General features: G+C 71.0%; 24 protein-coding genes. 12 read left to right on the forward strand and 12 right to left on the reverse strand.

Annotated elements, in window-relative coordinates; all coding sequences use genetic code 11:
* Positions 1-79 precede the first annotated feature (79 nt).
* From infC to H2038_RS03725, 8 genes are all read left to right on the forward strand, one after another.
* A complete protein-coding gene (gene infC, locus H2038_RS03690) occupies positions 80-601 on the forward strand; it encodes a translation initiation factor IF-3 (RefSeq protein ID WP_292109279.1) in 522 nt (173 codons plus the stop codon).
* Between the two features lie 93 nt (positions 602-694).
* A complete protein-coding gene (locus H2038_RS03695; RefSeq protein ID WP_292109281.1) occupies positions 695-1,996 on the forward strand; it encodes an MFS transporter in 1,302 nt (433 codons plus the stop codon).
* A 124-nt stretch (positions 1,997-2,120) separates the two neighbouring features.
* On the forward strand, positions 2,121-2,318 hold the full coding sequence (rpmI, locus tag H2038_RS03700; RefSeq protein ID WP_092306373.1) for a 50S ribosomal protein L35: 198 nt from the start codon (positions 2,121-2,123) through the stop codon (positions 2,316-2,318).
* A gap of 46 nt (positions 2,319-2,364) precedes the next feature.
* Positions 2,365-2,718: a 50S ribosomal protein L20 gene (gene rplT, locus H2038_RS03705; protein ID WP_092306375.1), complete on the forward strand. Its 354-nt coding sequence runs from the start codon at positions 2,365-2,367 to the stop codon at positions 2,716-2,718.
* Between the two features lie 89 nt (positions 2,719-2,807).
* Complete coding sequence (gene pheS, locus H2038_RS03710; protein WP_292109286.1) at positions 2,808-3,884, forward strand: phenylalanine--tRNA ligase subunit alpha; 1,077 nt, start codon at positions 2,808-2,810, stop codon at positions 3,882-3,884.
* A gap of 2 nt (positions 3,885-3,886) precedes the next feature.
* The gene (locus tag H2038_RS03715; protein WP_292109288.1) at positions 3,887-4,279 is read left to right on the forward strand and encodes a hypothetical protein; all 393 of its coding nucleotides are present in this window, start codon (positions 3,887-3,889) and stop codon (positions 4,277-4,279) included.
* On the forward strand, positions 4,276-6,699 hold the full coding sequence (gene pheT, locus H2038_RS03720; protein ID WP_292109290.1) for a phenylalanine--tRNA ligase subunit beta: 2,424 nt from the start codon (positions 4,276-4,278) through the stop codon (positions 6,697-6,699). Before H2038_RS03715 ends, pheT begins: the two co-directional genes overlap by 4 nt.
* A 122-nt stretch (positions 6,700-6,821) precedes the next feature.
* On the forward strand, positions 6,822-7,433 hold the full coding sequence (locus H2038_RS03725) for a DUF1134 domain-containing protein (protein WP_292109292.1): 612 nt from the start codon (positions 6,822-6,824) through the stop codon (positions 7,431-7,433).
* A 187-nt stretch (positions 7,434-7,620) separates the two neighbouring features.
* Here H2038_RS03725 and H2038_RS03730 read toward each other — a convergent pair whose 3' ends face one another.
* From H2038_RS03730 to thpR, 4 genes are all read right to left on the reverse strand, one after another.
* Positions 7,621-8,520 carry an NAD-dependent epimerase/dehydratase family protein gene (locus H2038_RS03730; protein ID WP_292109295.1) on the reverse strand — a complete coding sequence of 300 codons (900 nt, stop codon included), beginning with the start codon at positions 8,518-8,520 and terminating at the stop codon, positions 7,621-7,623.
* 6 nt (positions 8,521-8,526) lie between these two features.
* Positions 8,527-9,762 carry an NAD-dependent epimerase/dehydratase family protein gene (locus H2038_RS03735; RefSeq protein ID WP_292109297.1) on the reverse strand — a complete coding sequence of 412 codons (1,236 nt, stop codon included), beginning with the start codon at positions 9,760-9,762 and terminating at the stop codon, positions 8,527-8,529.
* A gap of 64 nt (positions 9,763-9,826) precedes the next feature.
* Positions 9,827-10,375, reverse strand: coding sequence for a GNAT family N-acetyltransferase (locus H2038_RS03740; RefSeq protein WP_292109299.1), 549 nt, complete (start codon positions 10,373-10,375; stop codon positions 9,827-9,829).
* Positions 10,372-10,911, reverse strand: a complete 540-nt coding sequence (gene thpR, locus H2038_RS03745; RefSeq protein WP_292109301.1) for an RNA 2',3'-cyclic phosphodiesterase — start codon at positions 10,909-10,911, stop codon at positions 10,372-10,374. Before thpR ends, H2038_RS03740 begins: the two co-directional genes overlap by 4 nt.
* Before the next feature lie 127 nt (positions 10,912-11,038).
* Here thpR and H2038_RS03750 point away from each other — a divergent pair, with 127 nt between their 5' ends.
* A complete protein-coding gene (locus tag H2038_RS03750) occupies positions 11,039-11,779 on the forward strand; it encodes a Bax inhibitor-1/YccA family protein (RefSeq protein ID WP_292109303.1) in 741 nt (246 codons plus the stop codon).
* A gap of 50 nt (positions 11,780-11,829) precedes the next feature.
* Here the strand turns inward: H2038_RS03750 and H2038_RS03755 are convergent, their stop codons facing one another.
* The 4 genes from H2038_RS03755 to H2038_RS03770 all read right to left on the reverse strand — a co-directional run bounded on the left by H2038_RS03755 (position 11,830) and on the right by H2038_RS03770 (position 16,091).
* Complete coding sequence (locus H2038_RS03755) at positions 11,830-12,162, reverse strand: DUF2794 domain-containing protein (RefSeq protein WP_292109305.1); 333 nt, start codon at positions 12,160-12,162, stop codon at positions 11,830-11,832.
* 310 nt (positions 12,163-12,472) lie between these two features.
* Positions 12,473-13,825, reverse strand: a complete 1,353-nt coding sequence (locus tag H2038_RS03760) for a trypsin-like peptidase domain-containing protein (protein ID WP_292109307.1) — start codon at positions 13,823-13,825, stop codon at positions 12,473-12,475.
* 10 nt (positions 13,826-13,835) lie between these two features.
* Positions 13,836-15,272: a HAMP domain-containing sensor histidine kinase gene (locus H2038_RS03765; RefSeq protein ID WP_292109308.1), complete on the reverse strand. Its 1,437-nt coding sequence runs from the start codon at positions 15,270-15,272 to the stop codon at positions 13,836-13,838.
* A 3-nt stretch (positions 15,273-15,275) separates the two neighbouring features.
* Positions 15,276-16,091 carry a response regulator transcription factor gene (locus tag H2038_RS03770; RefSeq protein ID WP_292109310.1) on the reverse strand — a complete coding sequence of 272 codons (816 nt, stop codon included), beginning with the start codon at positions 16,089-16,091 and terminating at the stop codon, positions 15,276-15,278.
* Positions 16,092-16,213: 122 nt separating this feature from the next.
* Between H2038_RS03770 and H2038_RS03775 the strand changes: the two genes are divergently transcribed.
* Positions 16,214-16,996: a DUF3313 family protein gene (locus tag H2038_RS03775; protein ID WP_292109312.1), complete on the forward strand. Its 783-nt coding sequence runs from the start codon at positions 16,214-16,216 to the stop codon at positions 16,994-16,996.
* Between the two features lies 1 nt (position 16,997).
* On the opposite strand, the gene H2038_RS03780 is transcribed toward H2038_RS03775, so the two are convergent.
* Positions 16,998-18,188 carry an acyl-CoA dehydrogenase gene (locus H2038_RS03780; protein WP_292109313.1) on the reverse strand — a complete coding sequence of 397 codons (1,191 nt, stop codon included), beginning with the start codon at positions 18,186-18,188 and terminating at the stop codon, positions 16,998-17,000.
* Positions 18,189-18,331: 143 nt separating this feature from the next.
* Here H2038_RS03780 and H2038_RS03785 point away from each other — a divergent pair, with 143 nt between their 5' ends.
* Together H2038_RS03785 and H2038_RS03790 are read left to right on the forward strand one after the other, a co-directional pair.
* Complete coding sequence (locus tag H2038_RS03785) at positions 18,332-18,598, forward strand: DUF6356 family protein (RefSeq protein ID WP_292109314.1); 267 nt, start codon at positions 18,332-18,334, stop codon at positions 18,596-18,598.
* Between the two features lie 37 nt (positions 18,599-18,635).
* Positions 18,636-19,823 (forward strand): CaiB/BaiF CoA-transferase family protein, encoded by a 1,188-nt coding sequence (locus H2038_RS03790; RefSeq protein WP_292109315.1) that lies wholly within the window; start codon positions 18,636-18,638, stop codon positions 19,821-19,823.
* Here H2038_RS03790 and H2038_RS03795 read toward each other — a convergent pair.
* Genes H2038_RS03795 through H2038_RS03810 form a run of 3 tightly spaced genes read right to left on the reverse strand, consistent with a single transcriptional unit; the run spans position 19,807 to position 24,770 of the window.
* Positions 19,807-20,238 (reverse strand): DUF2007 domain-containing protein, encoded by a 432-nt coding sequence (locus tag H2038_RS03795; protein WP_292109316.1) that lies wholly within the window; start codon positions 20,236-20,238, stop codon positions 19,807-19,809. The two genes, H2038_RS03790 and H2038_RS03795, sit on opposite strands and share 17 nt — an antisense overlap.
* 12 nt (positions 20,239-20,250) lie before the next feature.
* On the reverse strand, positions 20,251-21,744 hold the full coding sequence (gene odhB, locus H2038_RS03800) for a 2-oxoglutarate dehydrogenase complex dihydrolipoyllysine-residue succinyltransferase (protein ID WP_366926481.1): 1,494 nt from the start codon (positions 21,742-21,744) through the stop codon (positions 20,251-20,253).
* 38 nt (positions 21,745-21,782) lie between these two features.
* Positions 21,783-24,770: a 2-oxoglutarate dehydrogenase E1 component gene (locus H2038_RS03810; RefSeq protein WP_292109317.1), complete on the reverse strand. Its 2,988-nt coding sequence runs from the start codon at positions 24,768-24,770 to the stop codon at positions 21,783-21,785.
* Positions 24,771-24,882 lie beyond the last annotated feature (112 nt).

The following is a 24,882-nucleotide window of genomic DNA, read 5'->3' on the forward strand; positions in this document are numbered from 1 at the left end:
CGCGATCCGTCGCGCGCTTCGCCTCGTCAGAACACGCCAGTCCCGACCACATAAGGAAACGACGCCCATTCGCCGTCCCATGCAAGCGCCGCCCGTGAAGGACGGGCCGCGTATGAACCAGGAAATCCGCGCCCCCCGCGTGCTGCTCATCGACCAGCACGGCGAGAAGCAGGGGGTCATGCCCACCTCCGCCGCCCTCGAGGCCGCCGAGGAGGCCGGGCTGGACCTGGTGGAGATCGTGGCCACGGCCGATCCGCCGGTGGCCAAGATCCTCGACTACGGCAAGTTCCGTTTCCAGGAGCAGAAAAAGAAGGCCGAGGCCCGCAAGCGGCAGAAGGTCGTCGAACTGAAGGAGATCAAGCTCCGGCCGAACATCGACCAGCACGACTACGACGTGAAGGCCCGGGCGATGACGCGCTTCTTCGAGGAAGGCGACAAGGTCAAGGTCACCCTGCGCTTCCGCGGCCGCGAGATGGCCCACCCCGAACTGGGCATGAAGCTGCTCAACAAGGTCCAGGCCGACTTCGACGAAGTGGCCAAGGTCGAGTACGCGCCGCGCATGGAAGGCCGGCAGATGATCATGATCCTGGCGCCCAGGTAGGCGGCGGATCGATCCCGTGAAGACAACGCCCCGGTCGGACACGACCGGGGCGTTTTCGTTTCCGGCGTCGTCGTTCGCGGCTAAGCTGGCCTCATGCTCCCCCCCGCCGCGCCGTCCCCGTCCAAGCCCCAGGCGCCGGCGCTGGCCGTGCTGTTCTCGGTGGTGTTCATCAATCTGGTGGGCTTCGGCCTCGTGGTGCCGCTGCTGCCCTTCTTCGCCCGGAGCCTCGACGCGGCGGCCTGGCAGATCACCCTGATGTTCTCGGCCTATTCGTTGGGCCAGTTCTTCGCCGAGCCCTTCTGGGGCCGCCTCTCGGACCGCGTCGGCCGGAAGCCGGTGCTGCTCATCACCCTGGCCGCCAACGCGGTCGGCTATCTGGCCCTGGCCTTCGCGCCGAACATCTGGCTGGCCATCGCCGTGCGGCTGTTCACCGGCCTGGGCGCCGGAAACATCTCGACGGTGCAGGGCTATGTCGCCGACGTGACCCCGCCCGAGAAGCGGGCCGGCCGGATGGGGCTGATCGGCGCCGCCTTCGGCCTCGGTTTCATCGTCGGTCCCGGGCTCGGAGGACTGCTGACCCAGCCCCAGCTGGGCCGGCTGGGCTATCAGCTGCCCATCTTCACCGCGGCGGGCCTGGCCGCGCTGGCCGCGGTCGGGGTGATCATCTTCCTGCGCGAGAGCCGGGCGAAGGCCGACCCGGCCGCCCCGCGCACGCGCTTCCTCGCGGGTCTGCACGACGCCCGCGCCAACCCGGTGGTGTCGCGGGTGCTGCTGGTCACCCTCGTCTACATGGCCGGCTTCTCGGCCATGGAGAGCGTGTTCGGCCTCTGGGCCGGCGACCGTTACGGCTGGGACGCCCGGGAGGTGGGGCTGGCCTTCATGATCGTCGGCATCGTCTCGACGCTGAACCAGGGCTTCTTCGCCGGCCGGCTGGCGCGACGCTTCGGCGAGGCGCCGGTGCTGGCCTTCGGCATGCTGCTGTTCGGGAGTTCGCTCGTGGCCCAGGTGCTGGCGCCGGTGGCGTGGTTTCCGGCCGCGTCGCTGGATGTCGGCCTCTGGACCGTGCCGGTGGTGCAGGGCTGGATCGTCCCGATCGTCATGGCCGTGGGCGCGGCCGGCATGTCGCTGGCCATGCCCAATGTTTCGGCCCTGATCAGCCGCTCGACGCCGGCCGACCGGCAGGGGGCGATGCTGGGGCTCAACATGGCCTCAGGGTCGATCGCCCGCATCTTCGGCCCGATCGCGGCGGGAACCCTGTATTCCGTCCTCGGCCACGACTGGCCCTTCCTGGTCGGGGCCGCCCTGACCGTGCCGGCGGCGGTGCTGGCGATCAACGCGGGCCGGGCCTTCCGCAAGCGCCAGGCCGACGAGGCGGCCGAGGCCTCTCCGGCCTGATCCGGCTTGCCTTTGCGCCCCGCTTCGACTAGAAGCCGCGCCTTCGCGTACCGGACCGCCGGGCGAACAGGCATGCCTGGGCGGTCTTTGAACTCCGGGTCCAGCACCCGGCAAAGGAGATGAAATGCCGAAACTGAAGACGAAGTCGGGCGCCAAGAAGCGCTTCAAACTGACGGCGAGCGGCAAGGTCAAGGCCGGCGTGGCGGGCAAGCGCCACCGGCTGATCAGCCACAACTCGAAGTACATCCGCCAGAACCGCGGCACCGCGGTGATGTCGGACGCCGACGCCAAGAAGATCAAGTCCTACATGCCGTACGCCTGATCGGCGCGCGCTCCGGACAGATCATCCAGTTTGAAGGAATAGAGATATGGCTCGTGTGACCCGCGGCGTGACCTCCCACGCCAAGCACAAGAAGGTCCTGAAGCAGGCGAAGGGCTTCTACGGCCGTCGCAAGAACACCATCCGCGCCGCCAAGGCCGCGGTGGACCGCGCCGGGCAATACGCCTACCGCGACCGCCGCACCAAGAAGCGCAACTTCCGCGCCCTGTGGATCCAGCGCATCAACGCCGCCGCCCGCCTGGAAGGCTTCACCTACAGCCAGTTCATCCACGGCCTGGGCAAGGCCGGCATCGAGCTGGACCGCAAGGTGCTCGCCGCCATGGCCGCCGACGAGGCCGCCTTCAAGGCGGTCGCCGACAAGGTCCGCGCCGCCCTGGCGTAAGCTTTTCCGGCGACGGAAGACGCAAAAGCCCCCCGGCGCGCGCCGGGGGGCTTTTTGCTTTCCGCCGCAGCCGCTAGACGACAGCCGACATGACCGACCTCGCCCAGCTCGAACTCGACCTGATCAACGCCATAGGGGCGGCGGAGACCGCCGCCGCCGTCGAGGAACTGCGCGTCGCGGCGCTCGGCAAGCAGGGCTCGATCTCCGGCCTGCTCAAGGGCATGGGCGCGATGAGCCCCGAGGAGCGGCGCGAGCGGGGCCCGATGATCAACGGCCTGCGCGACCGGGTCTCGGCGGCGCTGGCGGCGAGAAAGGCCGAGCTGGAGGCCGCCGAGCTGGACGCGCGGCTGAAGGCCGAACACGTCGACCTGAGCCTGCCGGCGCGGCCGCGCCGCAAGGGCGGCGTGCACCCGACCATGCAGGTGATGGACGAGATGATCGCCATCTTCGCCGACATGGGCTTCGCGGTGGCGGAAGGCCCGGACATCGAGGACGACTTCCACAACTTCACCGCCCTGAACTTCCCGCCCAAGCACCCGGCGCGGGAGATGCACGACACCTTCTTCCTGCGGCCCGATCCGGAGACCGGCGAGCGCAAGGTGCTGCGCACCCACACCAGCCCGGTGCAGGTGCGCACCATGATGTCGCAGACGCCGCCGATCCGGATCATCGCGCCGGGCCGGACCTTCCGGAAGGACTCCGACGCCACCCACACCCCGATGTTCCACCAGGTCGAGGGGCTGGTGATCGACCGGGGCGTCCACATGGGCCACCTGAAGTGGACGCTGGAGACCTTCGTCGCCCGCTTCTTCGAGGTCGACGACGTCGACGCCCGCTTCCGGCCGCACCACTTCCCGTTCACCGAGCCGTCGGCCGAGATGGACATCCGCTGCGACCGCTCCGGCGGCGAGCTGAAGCTGAACCAGGGCGACAGCTGGATGGAGATCCTCGGCTGCGGGATGGTGCATCCGAAAGTGCTCCGCAACTGCGGCCTCGATCCGGACGAGTACCAGGGCTTCGCCTTCGGCATGGGCGTGGATCGCCTGGCCATGCTGAAGTACGGCATCCCCGACCTGCGCCCGATGTTCGAGGCCGACACCCGGTGGCTGGCCCACTACGGCTTCTCCGCCTTCGCCGCTCCCAACTCCGCCAGCGGCCTGAGCTGATCATGACCGAGCTTTCTCCCCTCCCTCCGCTCGAGCCGCTGGGCGACGGCCCCGTGTACGCCGACCGCCACATCTGGCTGCCCCAGTTGTTCGCCGAACACATGCGGCGGGGGGCGCCGAAGATCGTCGGCAAGACGTTCGAAGGGTGCCGGTTCGAGGGCCCGGCGGTGCTGCTCGCCCTCAACGGCAACACCTTCTCGGCCTGCAACATGGGAGAGGCCGGCGGAGACGTGCGCAACCTGCTGCTCGCCCCGGTCGGCCCCCGCAAGGTGGTGGGCGCGATCCCGGTGGAGAACTGCGTGTTCCGGAACTGCGCCTTCTACATGGTGGGCTTCACGGGGGCCGAGGCCTTTCTCAAGCAGTTCCACCAGGTGGTCGGGGAGCCGCGCGCGTGAAGTTCACCCTCTCCTGGCTGAAGGAACATCTCGACACGACGGCGGAAGCCGCCGCCGTGGCCGACGCCATGACCATGGCCGGGCTCGAGGTCGAGGAGGTCCACGACCCGGTGGCGGCGCTGGCGCCGTTCACGGTGGCGAGGATCGTCTCGGCCGCGCGCCATCCAAACGCCGACCGGCTGCAGGTCTGCCAGGTCGAAACGGTGGACGGCCTGAAGGAAATCGTCTGCGGCGCGCCGAACGCGCGCGCGGGCCTGACGACGATCTATGCGCCCATCGGCGCCTTCGTGCCGGGGCTCGGCGTCACCCTGGTCGAAAAGCCGGTGCGCGGGGTCGTCTCGCACGGCATGCTCTGCTCGGCCGCCGAGCTGCAGCTGTCCGCGGAGAGCGACGGCATCCTCGAACTGTCTGACGACCTGCAGGTCGGCCAGCCGGCGGCGGGCGTGTTCGGGGCCGAGCCGGTCATCGACTTCGAGGTCACCCCCAACCGGGCCGACTGGCTGGGCGTCGCCGGCATCGCGCGGGACCTCGCGGCGGCGGGCGTGGGAACGCTGAAGACGCCGGCCATCGAGCCGGTGGCCGGAACCTTCCCCTGCCCGGTTTCGGTGCGCCTCGAGGCGCCGGAAATGTGCCCGGTGTTCGCCGGCCGGCTGATCCGCGGCGTCCGGAACGGCCCCTCCCCGGCCTGGCTGCAGCACCGGCTGACGGCGATCGGCCTCAGGCCGATCAACCGCCTGGTCGACGTGACCAACCTGATCTCCTGGGACCGGGCGCGCCCGCTCCACGTCTACGACATGGCGAAGCTGGTCGGATCCGAAATCGTCGTCCGCGGCGGTCAGGTGTCGGAGGGCGCCGAGCACATCGCGGCCGGCACGCCCGAGAACCTGATCGCGCTCGACGGCAGGACCTACGCCCTCGACCCCTCGATGTGCGTCATCGCCGATGCGGGCGGCGAACGGCCGATCGGGCTGGGCGGCGTGATGGGCGGCGAGTCCACCGGCTGCTCGGACGAGACCGTCGACGTCTTCATCGAGAGCGCCTGGTTCGACCCGCTGGTCACCGCCCAGACCGGGCGGGTCCTGACGATCAATTCCGACGCCCAGTACCGTTTCGCGCGGGGAGTCGATCCCGCCTCGGTCGTTCCGGGGCTCGAGCTGGCCACCCGGCTGATCCTCGACCTGTGCGGCGGCGAGCCGTCGGAGATCGTGGTGGCGGGCGAGGCGCCCGCCGACCCGGCCGCCGTCGCCTTCGACCCGGGCCGCGTCGGCGCCCTGACCGGCCTGTCGCTGAGTGACGACCGCGTCGCCGGGATCCTCGCCCGGCTCGGCTTCGAGGTCGTGCGGGGAACCCCGTGGACGGTGACCCCGCCCTCGTGGCGGCGCGACGTGGAGGGCCCGGCCGATCTCGTCGAGGAGATCGCCCGCATCGAGGGCTACGGCGAACTGCCGTCGACGCCCCTGCCCGACCTCGGCGCCCCGGCGAAGGGCGTGCTCAATCCGCGGCAGGCGCGGGTGCGGACCGCCCGCCGCGCCCTGGCCGCGCTGGGCTATGCGGAGGCGGTGACCTGGTCGTTCACGAAACGGTCGACGGCGGCGCTGTTCGGCGGCGGAAGCGAGCGCCTGGCGCTCGAGAACCCGATCGCCGCCGACCTCGACTGCATGCGGCCCTCGGCCCTGCCCAACCTCATCGAGGCGGCGGCGCGCAACGCCGCTCGCGGCCATCCCGACGTGGCCCTGTTCGAGATCGGCCCGATCTATCTCGACGACAGCCCCGCCGGCCAACGGACGACGATCTCCGCCCTCGTCGCCCCGCGGGGACCCCGGCACTGGGGCGGGTCCGCGGAGGACGCCCTGTTCGCGCTGAAGGGCGACCTGATGGCGCTGCTGGAGGAGCTGGGCGCGCCCGTCGCCTCGCTGCAGCTGGTCCAGGGCCAGAACCGCGACTGGTGGCACCCGGGCCGCTCCGCCCGGCTGCAGCTGGGGCCGAAGAACGTGATGGCCGAGTTCGGCGCCCTGCACCCGCGGGCGCTGAAGGCGCTGGACGCCGACGGCCCGATGCTGGCTTTCGAGATCGTGCTCGACGCCGTGCCGGAGCCCCGCGGCAAGGCGGGCAAGACGCGCGGCGCGGCCCAGCTGCCGACGCTGATGCCGCTGACCCGCGACTTCGCCTTCGTGATCGAGGACGGCAAGCCGGCGGGCGACCTCGTCCGCGCCGTGGCCGGAGCCGACAAGGCCCTGATCGCCGAGGTCCGGGTGTTCGACGTCTACCGCGGCGCCGGGGTGCCCGAAGGCAGGAAGTCGGTGGCGCTGGAGGTGGTCGTGCAGCCGCGCGAGGCCACCCTGACCGAGGCCGAGATCGAGGCGCTGTCCGGGCGCATCGTCGCGGCCGCCGGCAAGCTCGGCGCAAGCCTTCGGCGTTAGGACCGGCGGGCTTGCCGCCGGTAAGATCGGGTTAACCTTGCCGCCGCAAGGCTGACTCAAAGAACCGCGAGTCTGACGGCAGCGGCCGCGCGAGTCGGCCGCGCCGCCTTCGGAGCCAGAGCATGCACCGCCGCCAGATGATCCTTTCGGGCCTCGCCGCCAGCGCCGGCGTGTCGGGCCTGTCCGCCTGCGCCTCGAACGGACCGGCCGATCCCAACTATCCGATCCGCTCCGACCAGACCGCCCCGGCCTACACCGCAGACGAACTGATCGCCGCCGGCTCGCGCGAGCTGGGCATCGCCGCCGAGGCCATCGGCGGGGCCATCGAACGCATCTTCGCCGACCAGGGCGACCGGCCGACCGCCTACATCGCCGGCGAGGAGGCCGCAGGCGCGGTCGGCGTCGGCCTGCGCTACGGCCGCGGGGCCCTGCACATGAAGGACCTGTCCGCCTCGCAGGAGGTGTTCTGGCAGGGCATCTCCATCGGCTGGGACGTCGGCGGCAACGGCAGCCGGGTCTTCACCCTGGTCTACGGCCTCTACCACCCCGACATGATCTATCGCCGCTACCCCGGCGTGGAGGGCTCGGCCTATCTGGTCGGCGGCCTCGGCGTGAACTACCAGCGCGCCGACGGCATCGTCCTGGCCCCGATCCGCACCGGCGTGGGCCTGCGCCTCGGCGCCAACGTCGGCACCATGGCCTACAGCCGCCAGCGGAACATCCTGCCGTTCTGAGCTGGCGGGCGGGGTGGCGGGTAGTGAATGGTGAGTAGTGAATAGTGAGTAGTGAATAGTGAGTAGTGAGTAGCAGTTGGTTCCGAAAGGCGCCGACCATGTTGTCGGCCGCTTGGGATTGAAACTTCCCACCCCCTTCTACTCACTATTCACTATTCACTATTCACTATTCACTATTCACTATTCACTACTCACTATTCACTAACTCCCGCTCACCAGCCAGCATCGCCTCCAGCCCCTCGCGCCAGCTCGGATAGCGCGGTCGCCAGCCCAGTTCGGCCTTGGCCCGGGCGTTCGAGAGGCGCTTGGAGTCGCGGTAGAAGCGGCGCATGGCGTCGCTGACCGAGGGGTCGTCCAGCGAGACCTCCGGCGGATTCGGCAGGCCCAGCCGCCGGGCGGCGCCCTCGATGACCACATCGGCCGGGGCCGGCTCGTCGTCGCACAGGGTGTAGGCGCGGCCCGGATGTGGCCGGGCCATGGAGGCGAAGAAGCCGGCGACCGCGTCCTCGGCGTGGATGCGGTTGAAGACCTGGCCGGGCTTGCGCACGATCCGCGCCGTGCCGTCGCGCAGCCGGTCGAGCGGCGAACGGCCGGGGCCGTACAGGGCCGGCAGGCGGAAGATCTGCACCGTCAGGCCCATGCCCCGGCCGGCGTCGAGCCAGTCCCGCTCGGCCCGCACGCGGCGGGCGCCCTCCAGGGAGGCGGCGTTCAGCGGATCGTCCTCGAAGGCCCAGCCGCCGGCGCGGTCGCCGTAGACGGCGGTCGAGGAGACATAGCCGATCCAGTCCGTCCAGGCCCCGGTCCGGGTGATCGCGGGAGCCAGACGCTGGAGCCCCGGACAGCCCGCCGGCCCCGGAGGCGCCGTGACGAGGATGGCCGCGGCGTCCGCGACGGCCCGGTCCAGCGCCCCCTCGTCGTCGGGGTCGACGGCCGCAAGCCCCTCGGCCGTCAGCGCCTCGCGCCGGAGGGGGTCGCGGCTGGTCAGCGTCGCCCGCCCGCCGCGCCGGATCGCCTCGCGGGCGGCGGCGCGGCCCAGCCAGCCGCCGCCGAAGACCAGCAGGGACACAGTCGCGGAGGATCCGGTCATCGCGCCTCAGGCCGAGCGCACATGGGCCGCCGCGGTCACCGATGCGATCGCCGCCGGCTCGGTCTTCAGGGCCTCGGCGCGCTTGCTGTTCCAGCTGGAGACGCACGGCACCTTGGACAGGTCGGCGCGATCCGCATAGCGGCGGGCGATCTCGGTGACCTCGTCCAGCAGGCCCTGCTGCAGGGTGATCGGCTTCAGCCCGAGGTCGCGGAACTGGTCGTTGGCCACCACCAGCTCGTTCTCGTCGGCTTCCTGGCGCGGGTTCGGCACATTGTGCACCTCGACCCCGGTCATCTCCGAGATCAGGCCGGCGAGATCGCGGACGCGGCGGCTCTCGGTCATCTGGTTGAGAATCTTGACCCGCTCGCCGGACTTCGGCGGGTTCTTCAGCGCCAGCTCGACGCAGCGCACCGTGTCCTGGATGTGGATGAAGGCGCGGGTCTGGCCGCCGGTGCCGTGGACCGTCAGCGGATAGCCGACCGCCGCCTGCATCAGGAACCGGTTCAGCACCGTGCCGTAGTCGCCGTCGTAGTCGAAGCGGTTGATCAGCCGCTCGTCCTGGCGGGTCTCCTCCGTCTGGGTCCCCCAGACGATGCCCTGGTGCAGGTCGGTGATCCGGAGGCCGTCGTTCCGGGCGTAGAACTGGAACAGCAGGGCGTCCTGGGTCTTGGTCATGTGGTAGATCGAGCCCGGGTTCGGCGGGAACAGGATCTCCTGCTCGGTCGGGCCGTGGTCCGTGTCGACGGTGACCTTCAGATAGCCTTCCGGAATCCGCAGTCCGGCGGTGGTGTAGCCGTAGACGCCCATGGTGCCGAGGTGGGCGAGGTGCACGTCGCGCCCGCTCTCGACGATCGCGGCCAGCAGGTGGTTGGTGGCGTTGAGGTTGTTGTCGACCGTGTACAGCTTGTGCCGCGCGGACTTCATCGAATAGGGCGCGGCGCGCTGTTCGGCGAAGTGCACCACGCTGTCCGGCTTCCAGTCGCGGATCAGGGCGACCAGCCGGTCGAACTCCTTGCCGACGGTCATGTTGACGAATTCGATGGTCCGGCCCGAGATCTCGCGCCAGGCGGCGAGGCGCTCGCCCATGGTGCGGATCGGGGTCAGCGACTGGACCTCGAGTTCGTTGTCGATGTTGCGGCGGCTGAGGTTGTCGACGACCAGCACATCCCAGCCGCGCGCGGACAGGTGCAACGCCGTGGGCCAGCCGCAGAATCCGTCGCCGCCCAGAACCAGTACGCGCATGTCCGTCCTCTTTGTTTCCTCCCGTCCTGCCTAGCGGATCGGGGGGGCCGGTCAAAGCGTCGCCTTAAGGGCGGCCCGCCGCACGGCGGGCGCGCCACTCCTCCCGCGTCTGGCCCCAGCGATCGATGGGCAGCTGTTCGAACGGCGGCGGCAGCCGGGTCGGGCCCTGGTTGCGCGAGCCGACCCGCTCGGCCAGGCGGATGGAGGGCCGGTTGTCCGGGTCGATGCAGTGGATGACCTCGGTCCAGCCCAGCACGTCGAAGGCGTAGTCGATCGCCGCGGTGGCCGCCTCGACGCCGTAGCCCTTGCCCTGCGCCTCGGGGTGCAGGCCCCAGCCGACTTCCGTCCCGGGCCAGTCATGCGGCCGCCACGGCCCGATCCGGCCCAGCCAGAGGCCGCTGTCGCGCTCGATCACCGAGAACATCGAGACGCCGGTCAGGCTCCAGGCTCCGGCCATGGTCATGAATCCGCGCCAGGCCGTCGCCGCCGGCTGCGCGCCGCCGAGGAAGCGCGCCGCCTCGGGATCGGCCATCATCTCCGCCCAGCGCGGGAAGTCCTCCAGCGCGATCGGGCGCAGGATCAGGCGTTCGGTCTGGAGCACAGGTCCGGTCACAGCAGATACTCCCTTTCAAGCTGATAGTGGCTGCCGCCCGGGGTCAGTTCGCTGGAGAACAGGCCGAAGCGGTCGATGCGGATCGGCGGCGATCGAAGCAGGTTGTGGCCCGTGATCCAGGCGCCCACCCGGTCCGGATTGGTCTGCGGCTTGAGATAGGCGAGGGTGACGTGCGGGCGGTAGTCGCGCCGCTCCATGACCACGCCCGCGCGTTCGCCGGCGGAACGGCAGCGGCCGGCGAGAACCGACAGACGTTCATTGGCCTCGAGACCGGCCCAGATGGCGTGGGTGCGGTGGCCGTCGCCGAAGGCGCCGACGCCGGACAGCACGATCTCGAAAGGCCCGCCCGCCGCCGCGCGGCTGAGCTCGGCCGCCAGGTCCTCGGCGCGGCGTTCGTCCACCTCCCCGTAGAAGGCGAGGGTGACGTGCAGCTGCTCCGCCGTGCGCCATTGCGCCCCCGGGAGGCCGCTCTGGCGGCGCGCCAGAGTCCCGGCCACGTCCTCGGGGATCGACAGGGCGGTGAACAGCCGGATCATGCGACCCTTGGTAGCGGGCGCAACGTCCCGACCCAAGTCCGGTTTTCCTTGCAGAGGTCGCGCCCGCGACCAATATTTGCGTCCAAAGGCCGGGATGCCCCGGCCGAACGGAGGAATCGAAACCGCGATGAGCGATTTCAGAAACGGCTATTCCATCCCGCAGACCGCCGACATGGCGGTCGACGCGGGTCTGCGGAGCTTCATGCTCGGCGTCTACAACAAGCTGGCCATCGGCCTGGTGGTCGCCGCCGCCCTGGCCTGGATCGTCGGCAACGTGCCGGCGGTGCAGCAACTGCTGTACGTCCAGACCGCGGACGGCATCAGCATGACCATCCTCGGGATGGTGGTGCAGTTCCTGCCGCTGGTGCTGATCTTCGGCTCCATGTTCTTCATGAAGAACCCGACCGCGGCCGGCACGAGCCTGCTGTACTGGGCGGTGGTCGCCTCGATGGGCGCCTCGCTGGGCTGGATCTTCCTGCTCTACACCCAGGGCAGCGTCGTCTCGACCTTCCTGATCACCGCGGCGGCGTTCGGCGGGCTGAGCCTGTACGGCTACACCACCAAGCGCGACCTGGGGCCGATCGGCACCTTCCTGATCATGGGCGTGATCGGCCTGATCATCGCCTCGATCGTCAACATGTTCATGGCGTCCAGCACCCTGTACTGGATCACCACCTTCGCCGGCGTGCTGATCTTCTCGGGCCTGATCGCCTACGACACCCAGCGCCTGAAGATGACCTACTACGCCATCGGCGGCGACCGGAACGCGCTCGGCGTGGCCACCAGCTACGGCGCGCTGAGCCTGTTCATCGACTTCATCAACCTGTTCCTGTTCCTGCTGCGCATCTTCGGCGGCAACCGGAACTAGGATCGGTCGAGACACGACCCGCGGGGCCCGGAGCGATCCGGGCCCTTTTTCTATTCGACGACGGAGAAGCGCCGGCTGTCGAAGACGCGCAGCACCTGGGCCAGGTCCCGTCCCCGGCGCAGCACCACGCCGCCCTCGCCGATCACCGCCCACTGGCCCTGCTTCAGGCGCAGGGCGGGTCGCTTCTCGATGCGGTAGGCGGGCGCGTCGCCGGAGCGGCGGTAGACGGCGAACTCGGCGAGCTCGCGATGGCTGGCGACGCCGTAGTCGCGCCATTCCCCCGAGGCGACCATCCGGCCGTAGACGCGAAGGATCTGGTCCAGCTCGCGCCGGTCGAAGAAGACCGGGCCGGCCTGGGGCTGGGCGTCGGCGGCGTCGCTCATCTGTTCAATCTAGGGGACGGAACGGCCGGCGCCAGTGCCGTTCGGCGGCCGTGTCGCGAACGCCGCAATGCGAAGAAATCGCTCCGAACACGAAAACGCCTCCGTTCGGTCCATCGCCCGCCCCCTTGGGGGGCGACACGGGTTCTGTCGGCTCGCTGGAGTTCGGAGCGGTTCCGGATCCTGAACAGCCCCCCCAGCCCCCCTGGATCGTTCCATCAAGGGCTTCGGCGGGTCGACGCTTCCTCCAAGCGAGACGCCCGCCAGGCCTTCCTCCCCCCCTCCGGCCCGGCGGGCGTTTTGCTGTCCGGAGTCAGGGCAGGTCGAGTTCGACCGTCTCGCCGTTGCGGCGCACCGACAGGCGATGGCCGCCCTCGCCCGCCAGAGCCCGGATGTCCCCCGGCGCAGCCACGGCCGCCCCGTCGATGCTCACCAGCAGATCCCCGGCCTGCAGCCCGGCCTGCGCCGCGGCGGAGCCGCCCTCCACCGCCGCCACCTGCAGCCCCTCGGCCGCGGTGCGGACAGTGGCGCCCCGCGCCATCGCCGCCTCCGCCCCGATCCTCAGCCCGTCCGCCGCGGACGCCTCGACGCCGAGGGTCGTCCGCCCCTCGCGCCCGTCCCGCAGATAGACCACGGGCACGGTCGAGCCCGGCTCGGCGATGCCGATCGTCGCCGCCACGGTGCCGGCGTTCGACACCGGCCGGTTCTGGATGCGGGTGATGATGTCGCCGCGGCGCAGCCCGGCCGCCTCGGCGGACGATCCGGGCGCCACGTCCTCGACCACCGCCCCGCGCACGATGCCGAGCTCGAGATCGCGGGCGCGCTCGGGATTGAGCGATCCGAGGATGGCCCCGGTCTGGCCGCGGCGGACCTCGCCGGTCGTGCGCAGCTGCTGCACCACGAACATCATGATGCGGCTGGGCACGGCGAAGGCGATGCCGTCGTTGCCGCCCCCGCCCCCGGAGAGGATCGAGGTGTTGACGCCGATCAGCCGGCCCCGGCTGTCCAGCAGCGGCCCGCCGGAGTTGCCCGAGTTCACCGCCGCGTCGGTCTGGATGTAGTCCTCGATCCGGTCGCCCATGCCCGAGCGGCCGAGCCCCGAGATCACGCCCATGGTCAGGGTCTGGTCGAGGCCCAGCGGGTAGCCGACCGCGAACGACAGGTCGCCGGTGCGCAGGGCGTCGGAATTCGCCACCTCGATCTGGGACAGGCCGAGGTTCTCGCCGCCGCTCTCGATGCGCAGCACCGCCAGGTCGGTGGCCTTGTCGGCCCCCACCAGCACCGCGTCGAAGATGCGGCCGTCGGTCAGGTCGACGGTGAACTTCCGCCCGCCCTCGACCACGTGGTTGTTGGTGACGAGGATGCCCTCCCGCGCGTCGATGATGGCGCCGGAGCCGGCGGAGATCGGCCGGGGCTCGTTGTCGCCGGAGCTGGGGCCCGCGGACTGCGCCAGGGTGGTCACCTGCACCACCGCCGGAAGGGCGCGCTCCAGGCCGCTGGCGAAGGTGAAGACGCCGCGCTGCGCATCATAGGGGATGGGCGACGCCGGTCCGGCCTGGGCCAGCGCAGGACCGGCCAGCAGCAGGGGCGCCGCCGCGGTCAGGGCAAGGAGGGAGGCCCCGCCGGTCCGGAAGAAGTTGCGCCGCATGCTGGAGCCCCCTGTCATCACCGTCAGCCTAGCGCGAGAAACGCATCGTGACGACAGCCCCCGGACGGCCGTCATCAATCGTCATGGCGGCGCCGTGGCGGCGCAGGATGGCGCGGACGAAGGCCAGCCCCATGCCGTGGCTTTCGCGCTCCGGATCCGTCGGCGGCGCGGGGCCCTCGGCGGCGAAGCCGGGTCCCTCGTCCGCCACCGACAGCCACGGGCCCGCGTCGTCCCGGCCCGCCGCGAGGACGACCTCGCCGCCCTCCGGCGAGAACTTGACGGCGTTGTCGACGAGGTTGGCCACGGCCCGCTGCAGCAGCGACGCCACCCCCAGCACCTCGGTCGGCCCGATCGCGAGCCGGATCGAGACGCCGCGCTCCTCGGCCAGCGGCTGGTACAGCTCGGCCGCCTGGGCGGCGAGCCGGTCGAGGCGCACCGTCTCGAATCGCCAGGCCTCTCCGTCGCGCAGCGCCATCGCCTCGTTCATGGCGCGGATCAGGGCGTCGAGGTCGGCGCGCGCCTCGGCGGCGAGGCGGCGGGTCGCGGGGTCGGACGCCGCCGCCGCGAGCTGGTCCAGCCGGGCGGAGGCGCGCGCCAGCGGCGTGCGGAAGTCGTGCGCCAGCTGGTCCGCGGAATCCCTCAGCCAGGCGAGCAGCTCCTCCAGCCGGTCGAGGGTGCGGTTGACGTGCCCGGACAGCTCGGTCAGCTCCGGCGCCACGCCGGTCGCCGGCGCCCGCAGCGAGAAGTCGCCGACGGCCGCGCGGTCGAGGGCCCGGCTGACCTCGCGCACCGCGCTGGTGAACCGGCGGCGGGCGAAGGCGGCGACCGCCAGACCCAGCACGAGCAGCAGGACGCCGAGCCCCAGGACAATGGCGACGGCGCGCGCCCAGGCGGCGCCGGAGCGGTCCACCACCCGTCCCACGGCGATGTCGAGGGCGCCGACCGCCCGGCGGACCACCACCACCTCCACCGGCCGCGCGCGGCACAGCTGGCCCGCCTTGAGGCGCACCACCCAGACGTCCGCTCCCAGCCGCGGCGCGCGCTCGCCCATCTCGCCGCCGAGCACCGCCAGGCCGGCGGGCTCGCCGACCGGCGGACGGATGAAGCGCACGCCGGCGCCGCCGCGGCCGGTGCGGCAGGCCTCCTCCAGCGACTGCGCCTCGCCCTGCCGGGCCGGCCCGTCCTGGAAGGCGGCGAGCCAGTTGGACAGGTAGATGGCGTCCGCGGGGGTGATCGACTCGCGGGTCATGCCGGAATCGAGGTTCAGCTTGGCGACCATGGCGCTGTAGTCGTCGAGCGCCGCCAGCGCCGCGGTCTGGCGCTGCTCGTGGCGAACCGCGGCTCCGGTCACCAGCAGGGATGCGGTCAGGGCCGCGGCCGACAGGACGGCGATGCCGGCGGCCAGCTGGGTGGTCGTCAGGCGGCCCAGCCAGCCGCGTCCGCCGCTCGGGGCCGGCGACGCCATGATTCAGGCCTGCGCGTGCGACAGGTCGCGGAACACCAGGCTCTGGCTGCGGGCCGAGACGATCAGCGGGTGCAGCGCCTCGCCCAGCTCCGGGGTCTGCTCCTTCAGCCGGCGGCGGAGGGCGCTGATCCGCGCGTCAATGATGTTGACGTAGTTGTCCGGGAGGAACCGCCATTCCACCCAGCAGCGGTCCCAGAGCATGGCCTTGGTCACCGGCTGGCCGCGGGCGCTCATCAGCTCGCAGACGATGGCGAATTCGAGGGGCGACAGGTCGATGACCCGCGCCGCGCCCCCGCTCTCGAACCTGAGGGTGCGCGCCCCCGACGACAGCCGGAACGGCCCGTTGACGATGTCGCCGCCGGCGGCGCGGGTGCGGGGCGACCGGCGCAGCTGGGCGGCGATCCGCGCCAGCAGCTCCTCGTCGCCCACCGGCTTGGCGAGGTAGTCGTCCGCCCCGCCCAGCAGGCCCTCGACCTTCTGCCGTTCGGCGCCCAGGGCGGTCAGCATCAGCGCCGGCGCCTCGGCCGAGGGGCCGCCGCCCGCCCGCAGCCGCCGCAGCGTCTCCAGCCCGTCCAGTCCCCGCGTCAGCCGGTCGAGGATCAGCACGTCGTAGGCGCGCGCGCCGGCGGCCTCGATCGCCCCCTCCCCGGCGTCGAAACGGTCGACCCCGGCGAAGCCGGCGGCGACCAGCCGCCCGGCCACATGATCCGCCAGCGCCGGGTCGTCCTCCAGCAGCAAGGCGGTCCGACCGGCGAAGGCCTCGCGCAGCTGGGCGAAGGGATCGGCCTCGGCCGGGTCGCTGGGGATGGCGATGCTCACAGGGTCCTCCTCCCGCCCCGCCACGATAGGGCCGCCCCGGCGAATGGCAACGCCTGGCGCCTGACGCTTCCTGATCGCATCCGGATGGCCCCCTCGCGCGTAGTGGTCGCGAGGAGCGCCCCATGATCAGACGACTTTCGCCCGCGGCCGCCATGGCCGCCGCCGCCGGCCTCGCCGCCTGCCAGACCGCTCCGGCGGCGAATGGCGGCTTCCTGAGCGACTACAGCCGCCTGCAGACGCGCAGCGACACTGTCCGCGCATCCATCCGGGAACACCGGGACGAGCCGACGGCCGCGGCGATCGACCGGGTCTGGCTGGAGCCCGCGGTGCTGATCGGCGACGCCGCCGCGGGGCTGACCGAGGCGGAGGGCCGGATGGTGCTGCGCGAGGTGGACCGGCAGGTCTGCTACGAGATGAGCGAGCGGTTCACCCTGTCCCCGACGCCGGAGGGCGTGGCGCGGGTCCGCACCGGCGTGATCGACATCCGTCCCACCGGCGCGGCCGGCTCGGGCGTGGCGGCGGTGGCCAACGCCCTTATCCCGGGGCCCGGGACGCTGCGCGTGCCGGGGACGACCGGAGGTCTCGCCGCCGAGGCGGAGCTGCTCGCCGGCGGGCGGCAGATCGCCGCCCTCGCCTGGGCGCGGAACGCCACGGTCGTGGGAACCGATACGCCGTCGCTGTCGCGGGTCGGCGACGCCCTGCAGCTGGCCGAGCCGTTCGGCGATGCAGTGGGCGACGCCTTCGCCCCGCCCGACCGGGCGGTGCGGCCGATCCCGGACCCGGACCCCTGCGCCCGCTTCGGCCCGCGGACCCAGCCGGCCGGCTTCGTGACACGGCTGGTCACCGGCCTCTACGTCCCCGAGGTCAACACCGGCGCGCGGGAGGCCGAGGCTCCGGCGGAGTAGATCAGAAGGCGCTCTCGCCGGTGATCGCCCGGCCGAGGATCAGGGCGTGGACGTCGTGGGCGCCCTCGTAGGTGTTGACCGTCTCGAGGTTCATGGCGTGGCGCATGACGTGCATCTCGCCGGTGATGCCGGCGCCGCCGTGCATGTCGCGGGCCTCGCGGGCGATGGCCAGGGCCTTGCCGCAGTTGTTCCGCTTCATCATCGAGATGGCCTCCGGGACCCAGGCCCCCTGGTCGAGCAGCCGGCCCAGCGCCAGCGCGCCCTCGAGGCCGAGGAAGATCTCGGTCTGCATGTCGGCCAGCTTCTTCTGGACCAGCTGGCGCGACGACAGCGGCCGGCCGAACAGCATGCGTTCGGCGACGTAGTCGCGGGTGGCGTGGAAGCAGAACTCGGCGGCGCCCATGGCGCCCCAGGCGATGCCGTAGCGCGCCTTGTTGAGGCAGGAGAACGGCCCGCGCAGGCCCTTCACGCCGGGCAGCAGGTTTTCTTCCGGCACGAAGACGTCGTTGAGGCCGATGTCGCCGGTGATCGAGGCGCGAAGGCTGAGCTTGTCGCCGATCTTGTCGGTGGTGAAGCCGTCCATGCCGCGCTCGACGATGAAGCCGCGGATCACGTCGTCCAGCTTGGCCCAGACCACCGCCAGGTCGCTGATCGGCGAATTGGTGATCCAGTATTTGGCGCCGTTCAGGCGGTAGCCGCCCTCGACCTTCTCCGCCTTCGTCTTCATCGACGCCGGGTCCGAACCGCCGTCGGCCTCGGTCAGACCGAAGCAGCCGATCAGCTCGCCGGCGGCCATCTTCGGCAGGAAGCGCATCTTCTGCTCCTCCGAGCCGAAGGCGTAGATCGGGTACATGGCCAGCGACGACTGCACCGACATGGCCGAGCGGTAGCCGCTGTCGACCGCCTCGATCTCGCGGGCGATCAGGCCGTAGGCCACGTGTGACGCTGACGAGCCGCCGTACTGTTCCGGCAGCATGGCGCCGAGGAAGCCCATCTCGCCCATCTCGGTCATGATCGACCGGTCGAAGGTCTCGTCGCGGAAGGCGGCGACGACCCGCGGCAGCAGCTGTTCGCGCGCGTACGACCGGGCGGCGTCGCGAATCATCCGCTCGTCGTCGGTCAGCCGGCCATCGAGGTCCAGCGGGTCGTCCCAGCGGAAGGTCTTGGCGGGAGAAGCGGAGCCGTCGGCCATCGGATTGTCTTCCTGAGCGATTTCCGGGGCGCCTACGCCCTCGTCACGTTACGGTGACGGACGCCCCCTGTTCTGCGGCGCGGTTTAGGCCAGAATGGCCGCCGCGGGTAGAGGGAGCGCCCGCGACACGCCGGACCGCCATCATGATCCAGACCTTCAACCGCCTGTTCGTCGACCACCCCCGGGAAGTCGAGGAGAGCTATTTCGAGCACATGGCCGCCTCGTCGCGGTTCGGCGTGCGGCTGTTGAAGCTGGCCGGCTGCGCCTTCGTCCATGCCGTGGTGCCCGGGCTGCACAAGGCGACGGTGTCGAGCTCGATCTGCTGCATGGCCGACGAGCTGGGCGGGCGGGCGCGCGAGGCCCGCGAATGCCGGATGCGCGATGCGGGCGTGTGGGACGTGGGGCTGTAAGCTTCACCCGCCCGGCCACAGGGGCTAAGCACGCGGAATGACCCAAGGCCCCCTCTCCGGCGTGCGCGTCCTCGACCTCAGCCGCGTCCTGGCCGGCCCCTGGGCCACCCAGACGCTCGCCGACCTGGGCGCCGAGGTGATCAAGATCGAGCGGCCCGGGGCGGGCGACGACACCCGTCACTGGGGGCCGCCCTTCACCACGCGGGCCGACGGCTCAAGGGGCGACGCCGCCTACTTCCTGTGCGCCAACCGGGGCAAGAAGTCCGTCGAGCTGGACATCGCCTCGCCCGAGGGCGCCGCCGCCGTGCGCGAGCTGGCGAAGACCTGCGACGTGGTGGTGGAGAACTTCAAGACCGCCGGCCTGCGGAAGTACGGCCTGGACCACGACTCGCTTCTGGCGATCAATCCGCGCCTGGTCTGTTGCTCGATCACCGGTTTCGGCCAGGACGGGCCGGACGCGCACCGGGCCGGCTACGACTACATGATCCAGGCCATGGGCGGGCTGATGTCGATTACCGGCCAGCCGGACGGCGCGCCGGGGGCCGAGCCGATGAAGGTCGGGGTCGCCGTGGTCGACCTGTTCACCGGCCTCTACGCCTCCAACGCCATCCTCGCCGCACTGCTGCACGCTCGGGCGACCGGCGAGGGCCAGCACATCGACATCGCCCTGTTCGACGTCCAGGCGGCCATGCTGGCCAACCAGGCGACCAACTTCTTCGTCTCCGGCCGGGCGCCGACCCGCATGGGCAACGCCCACCCCAACCTGGCCCCCTATCAGCCCTTTCCGTGCACGGACGGCATGGTCGTCATCGCCGTCGGCAACGACGGCCAGTTCCGCGCCCTGGCGCAGGCGCTGGGCGCGCCGGGGCTGGGCGCCGATCCCCGTTTCCTGACCAACGCCCTGCGCATCGAGCACCGCGCCGTGCTGACGGCCGAGCTGTCGGCGCTGACGGCGGGTCGGACGATGCATGGCCTGATGACCCTGCTCGAGGCGGCCGGGGTGCCGTGCGGACCGGTCAACACGATCGACCAGGTGTTCGCCGAGCCCCAGGCCCGGCATCGCGGGCTGGAAGTGGAGCAGGCCCGGGCCGATCTGGCGGCGCCGGTTCGCACGGTCGCCTCCCCCATCCGCATGTCGCGGACGCCGGTCGCCTACGACCGGCCGCCGCCCTCGCTGGGGGCGGACACGGAGGCGGTGCTGGGAGAGCTCAGCCGGCGGGAGTGAGGCCCAGCCGGGCGCTCCAGTGCAGGAGCCCGGGCAGGACGAACAGCACGATCACCAGTCCCAGCCCGATCCAGTGCACCGGCCGCAGCCGGCGCAGGCGGCGCGTCCCAGAGAAACCGCCGGCGAGCGCGCTGAGCACGGCCACGCCGGTGCTGCCTGCCGATTCCTGTTCCGGAATGCCGTCGGCGTCCGCCTCGATGAACTCCCCGGCCCGCGCCCGCGCCAGCAGATCGCGCGCCCGCGGTCCGTCGCGGGCCTCGGCCATGACCCGCAGTCCACCGACCGCCCTCTGCAGCAGCGGATCGATGGTGGCGAGACCGCGATCCGCCACCTGCGCCGCGACGCCGTGTGCGGCGAGGAAGGCCACCGCCAGTTCGGCCTCGTAGACGTCATCGAAGCGGGCGATCTCGATCATCGCCCGTTCGCCCTACAGGTCCAGCAGCGCCCGGGCCGGATCTTCCAGCAGTTCCTTGACGCGGACGAGGAAAGTCACCGCCTCCTTGCCGTCGACGATGCGGTGATCGTAGCTCAGGGCCAGGTACATCATCGGGCGGATCTTCACCTCGCCGTTCACCGCCATCGGGCGCTGCACGATGTTGTGCATGCCGAGGATGCCCGACTGCGGCGAGTTGAGGATCGGCGTCGACATCAGCGAGCCGTAGGTGCCGCCGTTGGTGATGGTGAAGGTGCCGCCCTGCAGCTGGTCGAGGGTCAGCTCGCCGTCGCGGGCCGCCTTGCCAAGCGCGGCGATGCCCTTCTCGATGCCCGCCAGGGTCAGCTGGTCGGCGTCGCGCAGCACCGGCACGACCAGACCCTTCTCGGTGCCGACGGCGATGCCGATGTCGTAGTGGTTCTTGTAGATGATGTCTGTGCCGTCGATCTCGGCGTTGACCGCCGGAATCTCGTGCAGGGCCTGCACCACGGCCCGGGTGAAGAAGCTCATGAAGCCCAGCTTCACCCCGTGGCGCTTCTCGAACACCTCCTTGTACTGGCTGCGCAGGGCCATGACCTCGGTCATGTCCACCTCGTTGAAGGTGGTCAGCTGGGCGGCGGTGTTCTGGGATTCCTTCAGGCGGCGGGCGATGGTCTGACGCAGGCGCGTCATCTTCACCCGCTCCTCGCGCGGCTGGTCGGCGCGCGGCGCGGCCGGGGCGGCCGCGGGGGCCGGAGCGGCCTTCGGCGCAGCCGAGCCGATGGCGGCCAGGGCGTCGGCCTTGGTGATGTTGCCCTTCGGGCCGGTGGCCGGAATGGCCTTCGGGTCGAGGTTGTTCTCGGCCACCACCCGCTGCACCGCCGGGGAGAGGTGCGGGGCGTCGGACTTCGCCGGGGCCGCGGCCGGAGCGGCGGCGGACGGCGCGGCGGCCGGCGCGGCGGCGCCAGAGGCGGCGATCGAGCCGATCTGCTGGCCCGGGGTCACGGTGGCGCCGGCGTCGGCCGAGATGGTCAGCACGCCGGCGGCGGGGGCCGACACCTCGACGGCGACCTTGTCGGTCTCGATCTCGACCAGCAGCTCGTCCTTGGCCACGGTGTCGCCGGACGCCTTCAGCCAGGCCCCCATGGTCCCTTCGGCGACGCTCTCGCCCATGGTCGGGACGCTGATCGCCACGGCTTCGCCCGACGGCGCGGCCGCCGGCGCGGCGGCTTCGGCCTTCGGCGCCTCCGCCTTGGGAGCGGCCGCGGCCGTGGCGCCCTCGCTGACCACGCCGAGCACGGCGCCCGGAGTCACGGTCTCGCCGTCGGCGGCGCGGATTTCGGACAGCACGCCGTCGGCCGGGGCGACGACCTCGAGCGACACCTTGTCGGTCTCCAGCTCGACCAGGACCTCGTCCTTCTTCACCGGATCGCCGGCCTTCTTCGTCCACTTGCCGATGGTGGCCTCGGTGACGGATTCGCCGAGGGCGGGGGTCAGGATGTCGGCCATGGTGCGGTCCAGGTCTCGTTCAGGTCGGTGTCAGCGGGTTAGCGGGCGAAGGCTTCGGTCAGGAAGGCGTCCAGTTCCTTCAGGTGGCGGCTCATCAGGCCGGCGGCGGTCGAGGCCGAGGCCGGGCGGCCGACGTAGCGGGCGCGCTTCGCCTTCACGTCCAGCTTCTCCAGCGTCAGCTCCAGCCACGGGTCGACGAAAGTCCAGCCGCCCATGTTCTTGGGCTCCTCCTGGCACCAGACCAGCTCGGCGTCCGGGAAGCGGGCCAGCTCGGTCATCAGCGACTTCATCGGCCACGGATAGAACTGCTCGAGGCGCAGCAGGTAAACGTCGTCGACGCCGTCCCGCTCCCGCCGCTCCAGCAGGTCATAGTAGACCTTGCCCGAGCACAGCACGACGCGGCGGATGTCCTTGTCCGCCTTGATCGACCCCCCGGCGACCTCGGGCCGGGTCTGGGCGTCGTCGTGCAGGACGCGGTGGAACGAGCTGCCCTCGGCCATGTCGGCCAGGGTCGAGACCGCCTTCTTGTGCCGCAGCAGCGACTTGGGCGTCATGATGATCAGCGGCTTGCGGAACGGCCGGTGCATCTGGCGACGCAGGATGTGGAAGTAGTTGGCCGGGGTGGTGCAGTTGGCCACCTGCATGTTGTCCTCGGCGCAGAGCTGCAGGAAGCGCTCGAGGCGGGCCGAGGAGTGCTCCGGTCCCTGCCCCTCGTAGCCGTGCGGCAGCAGCATCACGAGGCCGCACATGCGCAGCCACTTGCGCTCGCCCGAGGAGATGAACTGGTCGATGACCACCTGGGCGCCGTTCACGAAGTCGCCGAACTGGGCCTCCCACATCACCAGGGTGTTGGGGTCGCTGAGCGCGTAGCCGTACTCGAAGCCCAGCACCGCCTCTTCCGACAGGGCGGAGTCGATGACCTCGAACTGCGCCTGCCGTTCCGACAGGTTGTTGAGCGGCACGTAGCGGCGCTCGGTGGTCTGGTCGACCACGCCCGAGTGGCGCTGGCTGAAGGTGCCGCGCACCGAGTCCTGGCCCGACAGGCGAACGGGGAAGCCCTCCTCGAGCAGGCTGGCGAAGGCCAGGCTCTCGGCGGTCGCCCAGTCGATGTTCTGGCCAGTCGTGATCATCTCGCGACGGCCGTCGATGACCCGCTTCAGCGTCTTGTGGACATCGACCGCGTTCGGGATGGTGGTCAGGCGATGCCCCAGATCGGCCAGGGTGGCGGCCGGCACGGCCGTCTCGCCGCGGCGGTCCTCGCCCTCCGGCAGGCCGATGCCGGTCCACTGGCCGTCCAGCCAGTCGGCCTTCTTCGCCTCGAACGTCTTGCCGGCCTCGAACTCGGCGTCGAGGAAGGCCTCGAAGCGGGCGATCTCGGCGTCGACCTCGGCCTGGGTGATGACGCCCTCGCGGATCAGGCGCTCCGTGTAGATCTCGCGCGTCGACGGCTGGGCGCGGATCTTCGAATACATCAGCGGCTGGGTGAAGGTCGGGTCGTCGCCCTCGTTGTGGCCGAAGCGGCGGTAGCAGAACATGTCCACCACCACGTCCTTGTGGAACTTCTGGCGGAACTCGGTGGCCACCTTGGCGGCGAAGACCACGGCCTCGGGATCGTCCCCGTTCACGTGGAAGATCGGGGCCTGGACCATCAGGGCCACGTCCGACGGATACGGCGACGAGCGGCTGTTCCGCGGGCTGGTGGTGAAGCCGATCTGGTTGTTGACGACGAAGTGCAGGGTGCCGCCGGTGCGGTAGCCCTTCAGGCCCATCAGGGCGAAGCACTCGGCCACCACGCCCTGGCCGGCGAAGGCGGCGTCGCCGTGGATCAGCAGCGGCACGACCTTGGACCGGTCGAGCGCCCACTGCTCCTCCGGCTGGCCGGCGTTGGCCTCGCGGATGTCGAAGGCCTGCTTCGCGCGCGCCTTGCCCAGCACCACCGGATTGACGATCTCGAGGTGGGACGGGTTGGCGGTCAGCGACAGGTGGACCCGGTTGCCGTCGAACTCCCGGTCCGAGCTGGCGCCCATGTGGTATTTGACGTCGCCCGAACCCTCGATGTCCGACGGCACGGTCGACCCGCCCTGGAACTCGTGGAAGATGGCGCGGTAGGGCTTGCCCATCACCGCCGCCAGCACGTTCAGACGGCCGCGGTGGGCCATGCCCAGCACGATCTCGTCGACGCCCAGAGCGCCGCCGCGCTTGATCACCTGCTCGAGGGCCGGAACCATCGCCTCGCCGCCGTCGAGGCCGAAGCGCTTGGTGCCCGGGAAGCGCTTGTGCAGGAAGCGCTCGAAACCCTCGGCCTCGATCAGCTTGTTGAGGATGGCGAGCTTGCCCTCCTTGGTGAAGGCGTTCTGCTCGAACTTGTCGGCGCCCTCGAACCGCGCCTGCAGCCAGGATTTCTCCTCCGGCTCGGCGATGTGCATGAACTGGATGCCGATGTGGCCGCAGTAGGTGCGCTTCAGGATCGCCAGCACCTCGCGGATGGTGCCGGTCTCCAGACCCAGCACGCCGTCGAGGAAGATGGGGCGGTCGAGGTCCGCCTCGGAGAAGCCGTAGAAGGCCGGCGTCAGCTCCGGATTCTCGGTCGGCTGCTCGATCCCCAGCGGGTCCAGCGTGGCCTGCAGATGACCGCGCACCCGGTAGCTGCGGATCAGCATCAGGGCGCGGATCGAGTCGTGGGCGGCGGCGCGGATGTCGTCCGCCGAGGCGGCCGCCGCGGCGGGCTTGGCCGCTGCCGCCTTCTTCGGATCGGGCTTCGGCGCCGGCCAGCGACCGTCGAACACGCCGGTGGCCTCGCTCGGCTCGGTGACGACCGGACGACCCCAGGAGCCGGCCGCGGCCGACGCCTTCACCTGCTCGACGTTGTCGCGCAGCTGGTCGAAGAAGGCGCGCCACTCGGCGGAGACGGAAGCGGGATCGTTGGCCCACTTCTCGTGAAGGTCCTCAATGAAGGCGGCGTTCGACCCGTACAGGAAGCTGGTCTCGGCAAAGACCTGGTTCAGCCGACCGGCATCGTCCGCCATGGTTCTCGTCACGTCCCTGGAGTCGCGCGCGCACGTCCGCGCGGAGGCGACGGCTCATATAGGCGCTGTTTCCTTACCGGTCATGACCGAATAGCGGCGAAAACGCCGATTC

It is taken from the genome of Brevundimonas sp. (assembly GCF_013912005.1).
Taxonomy (GTDB): Bacteria; Pseudomonadota; Alphaproteobacteria; order Caulobacterales; family Caulobacteraceae; genus Brevundimonas.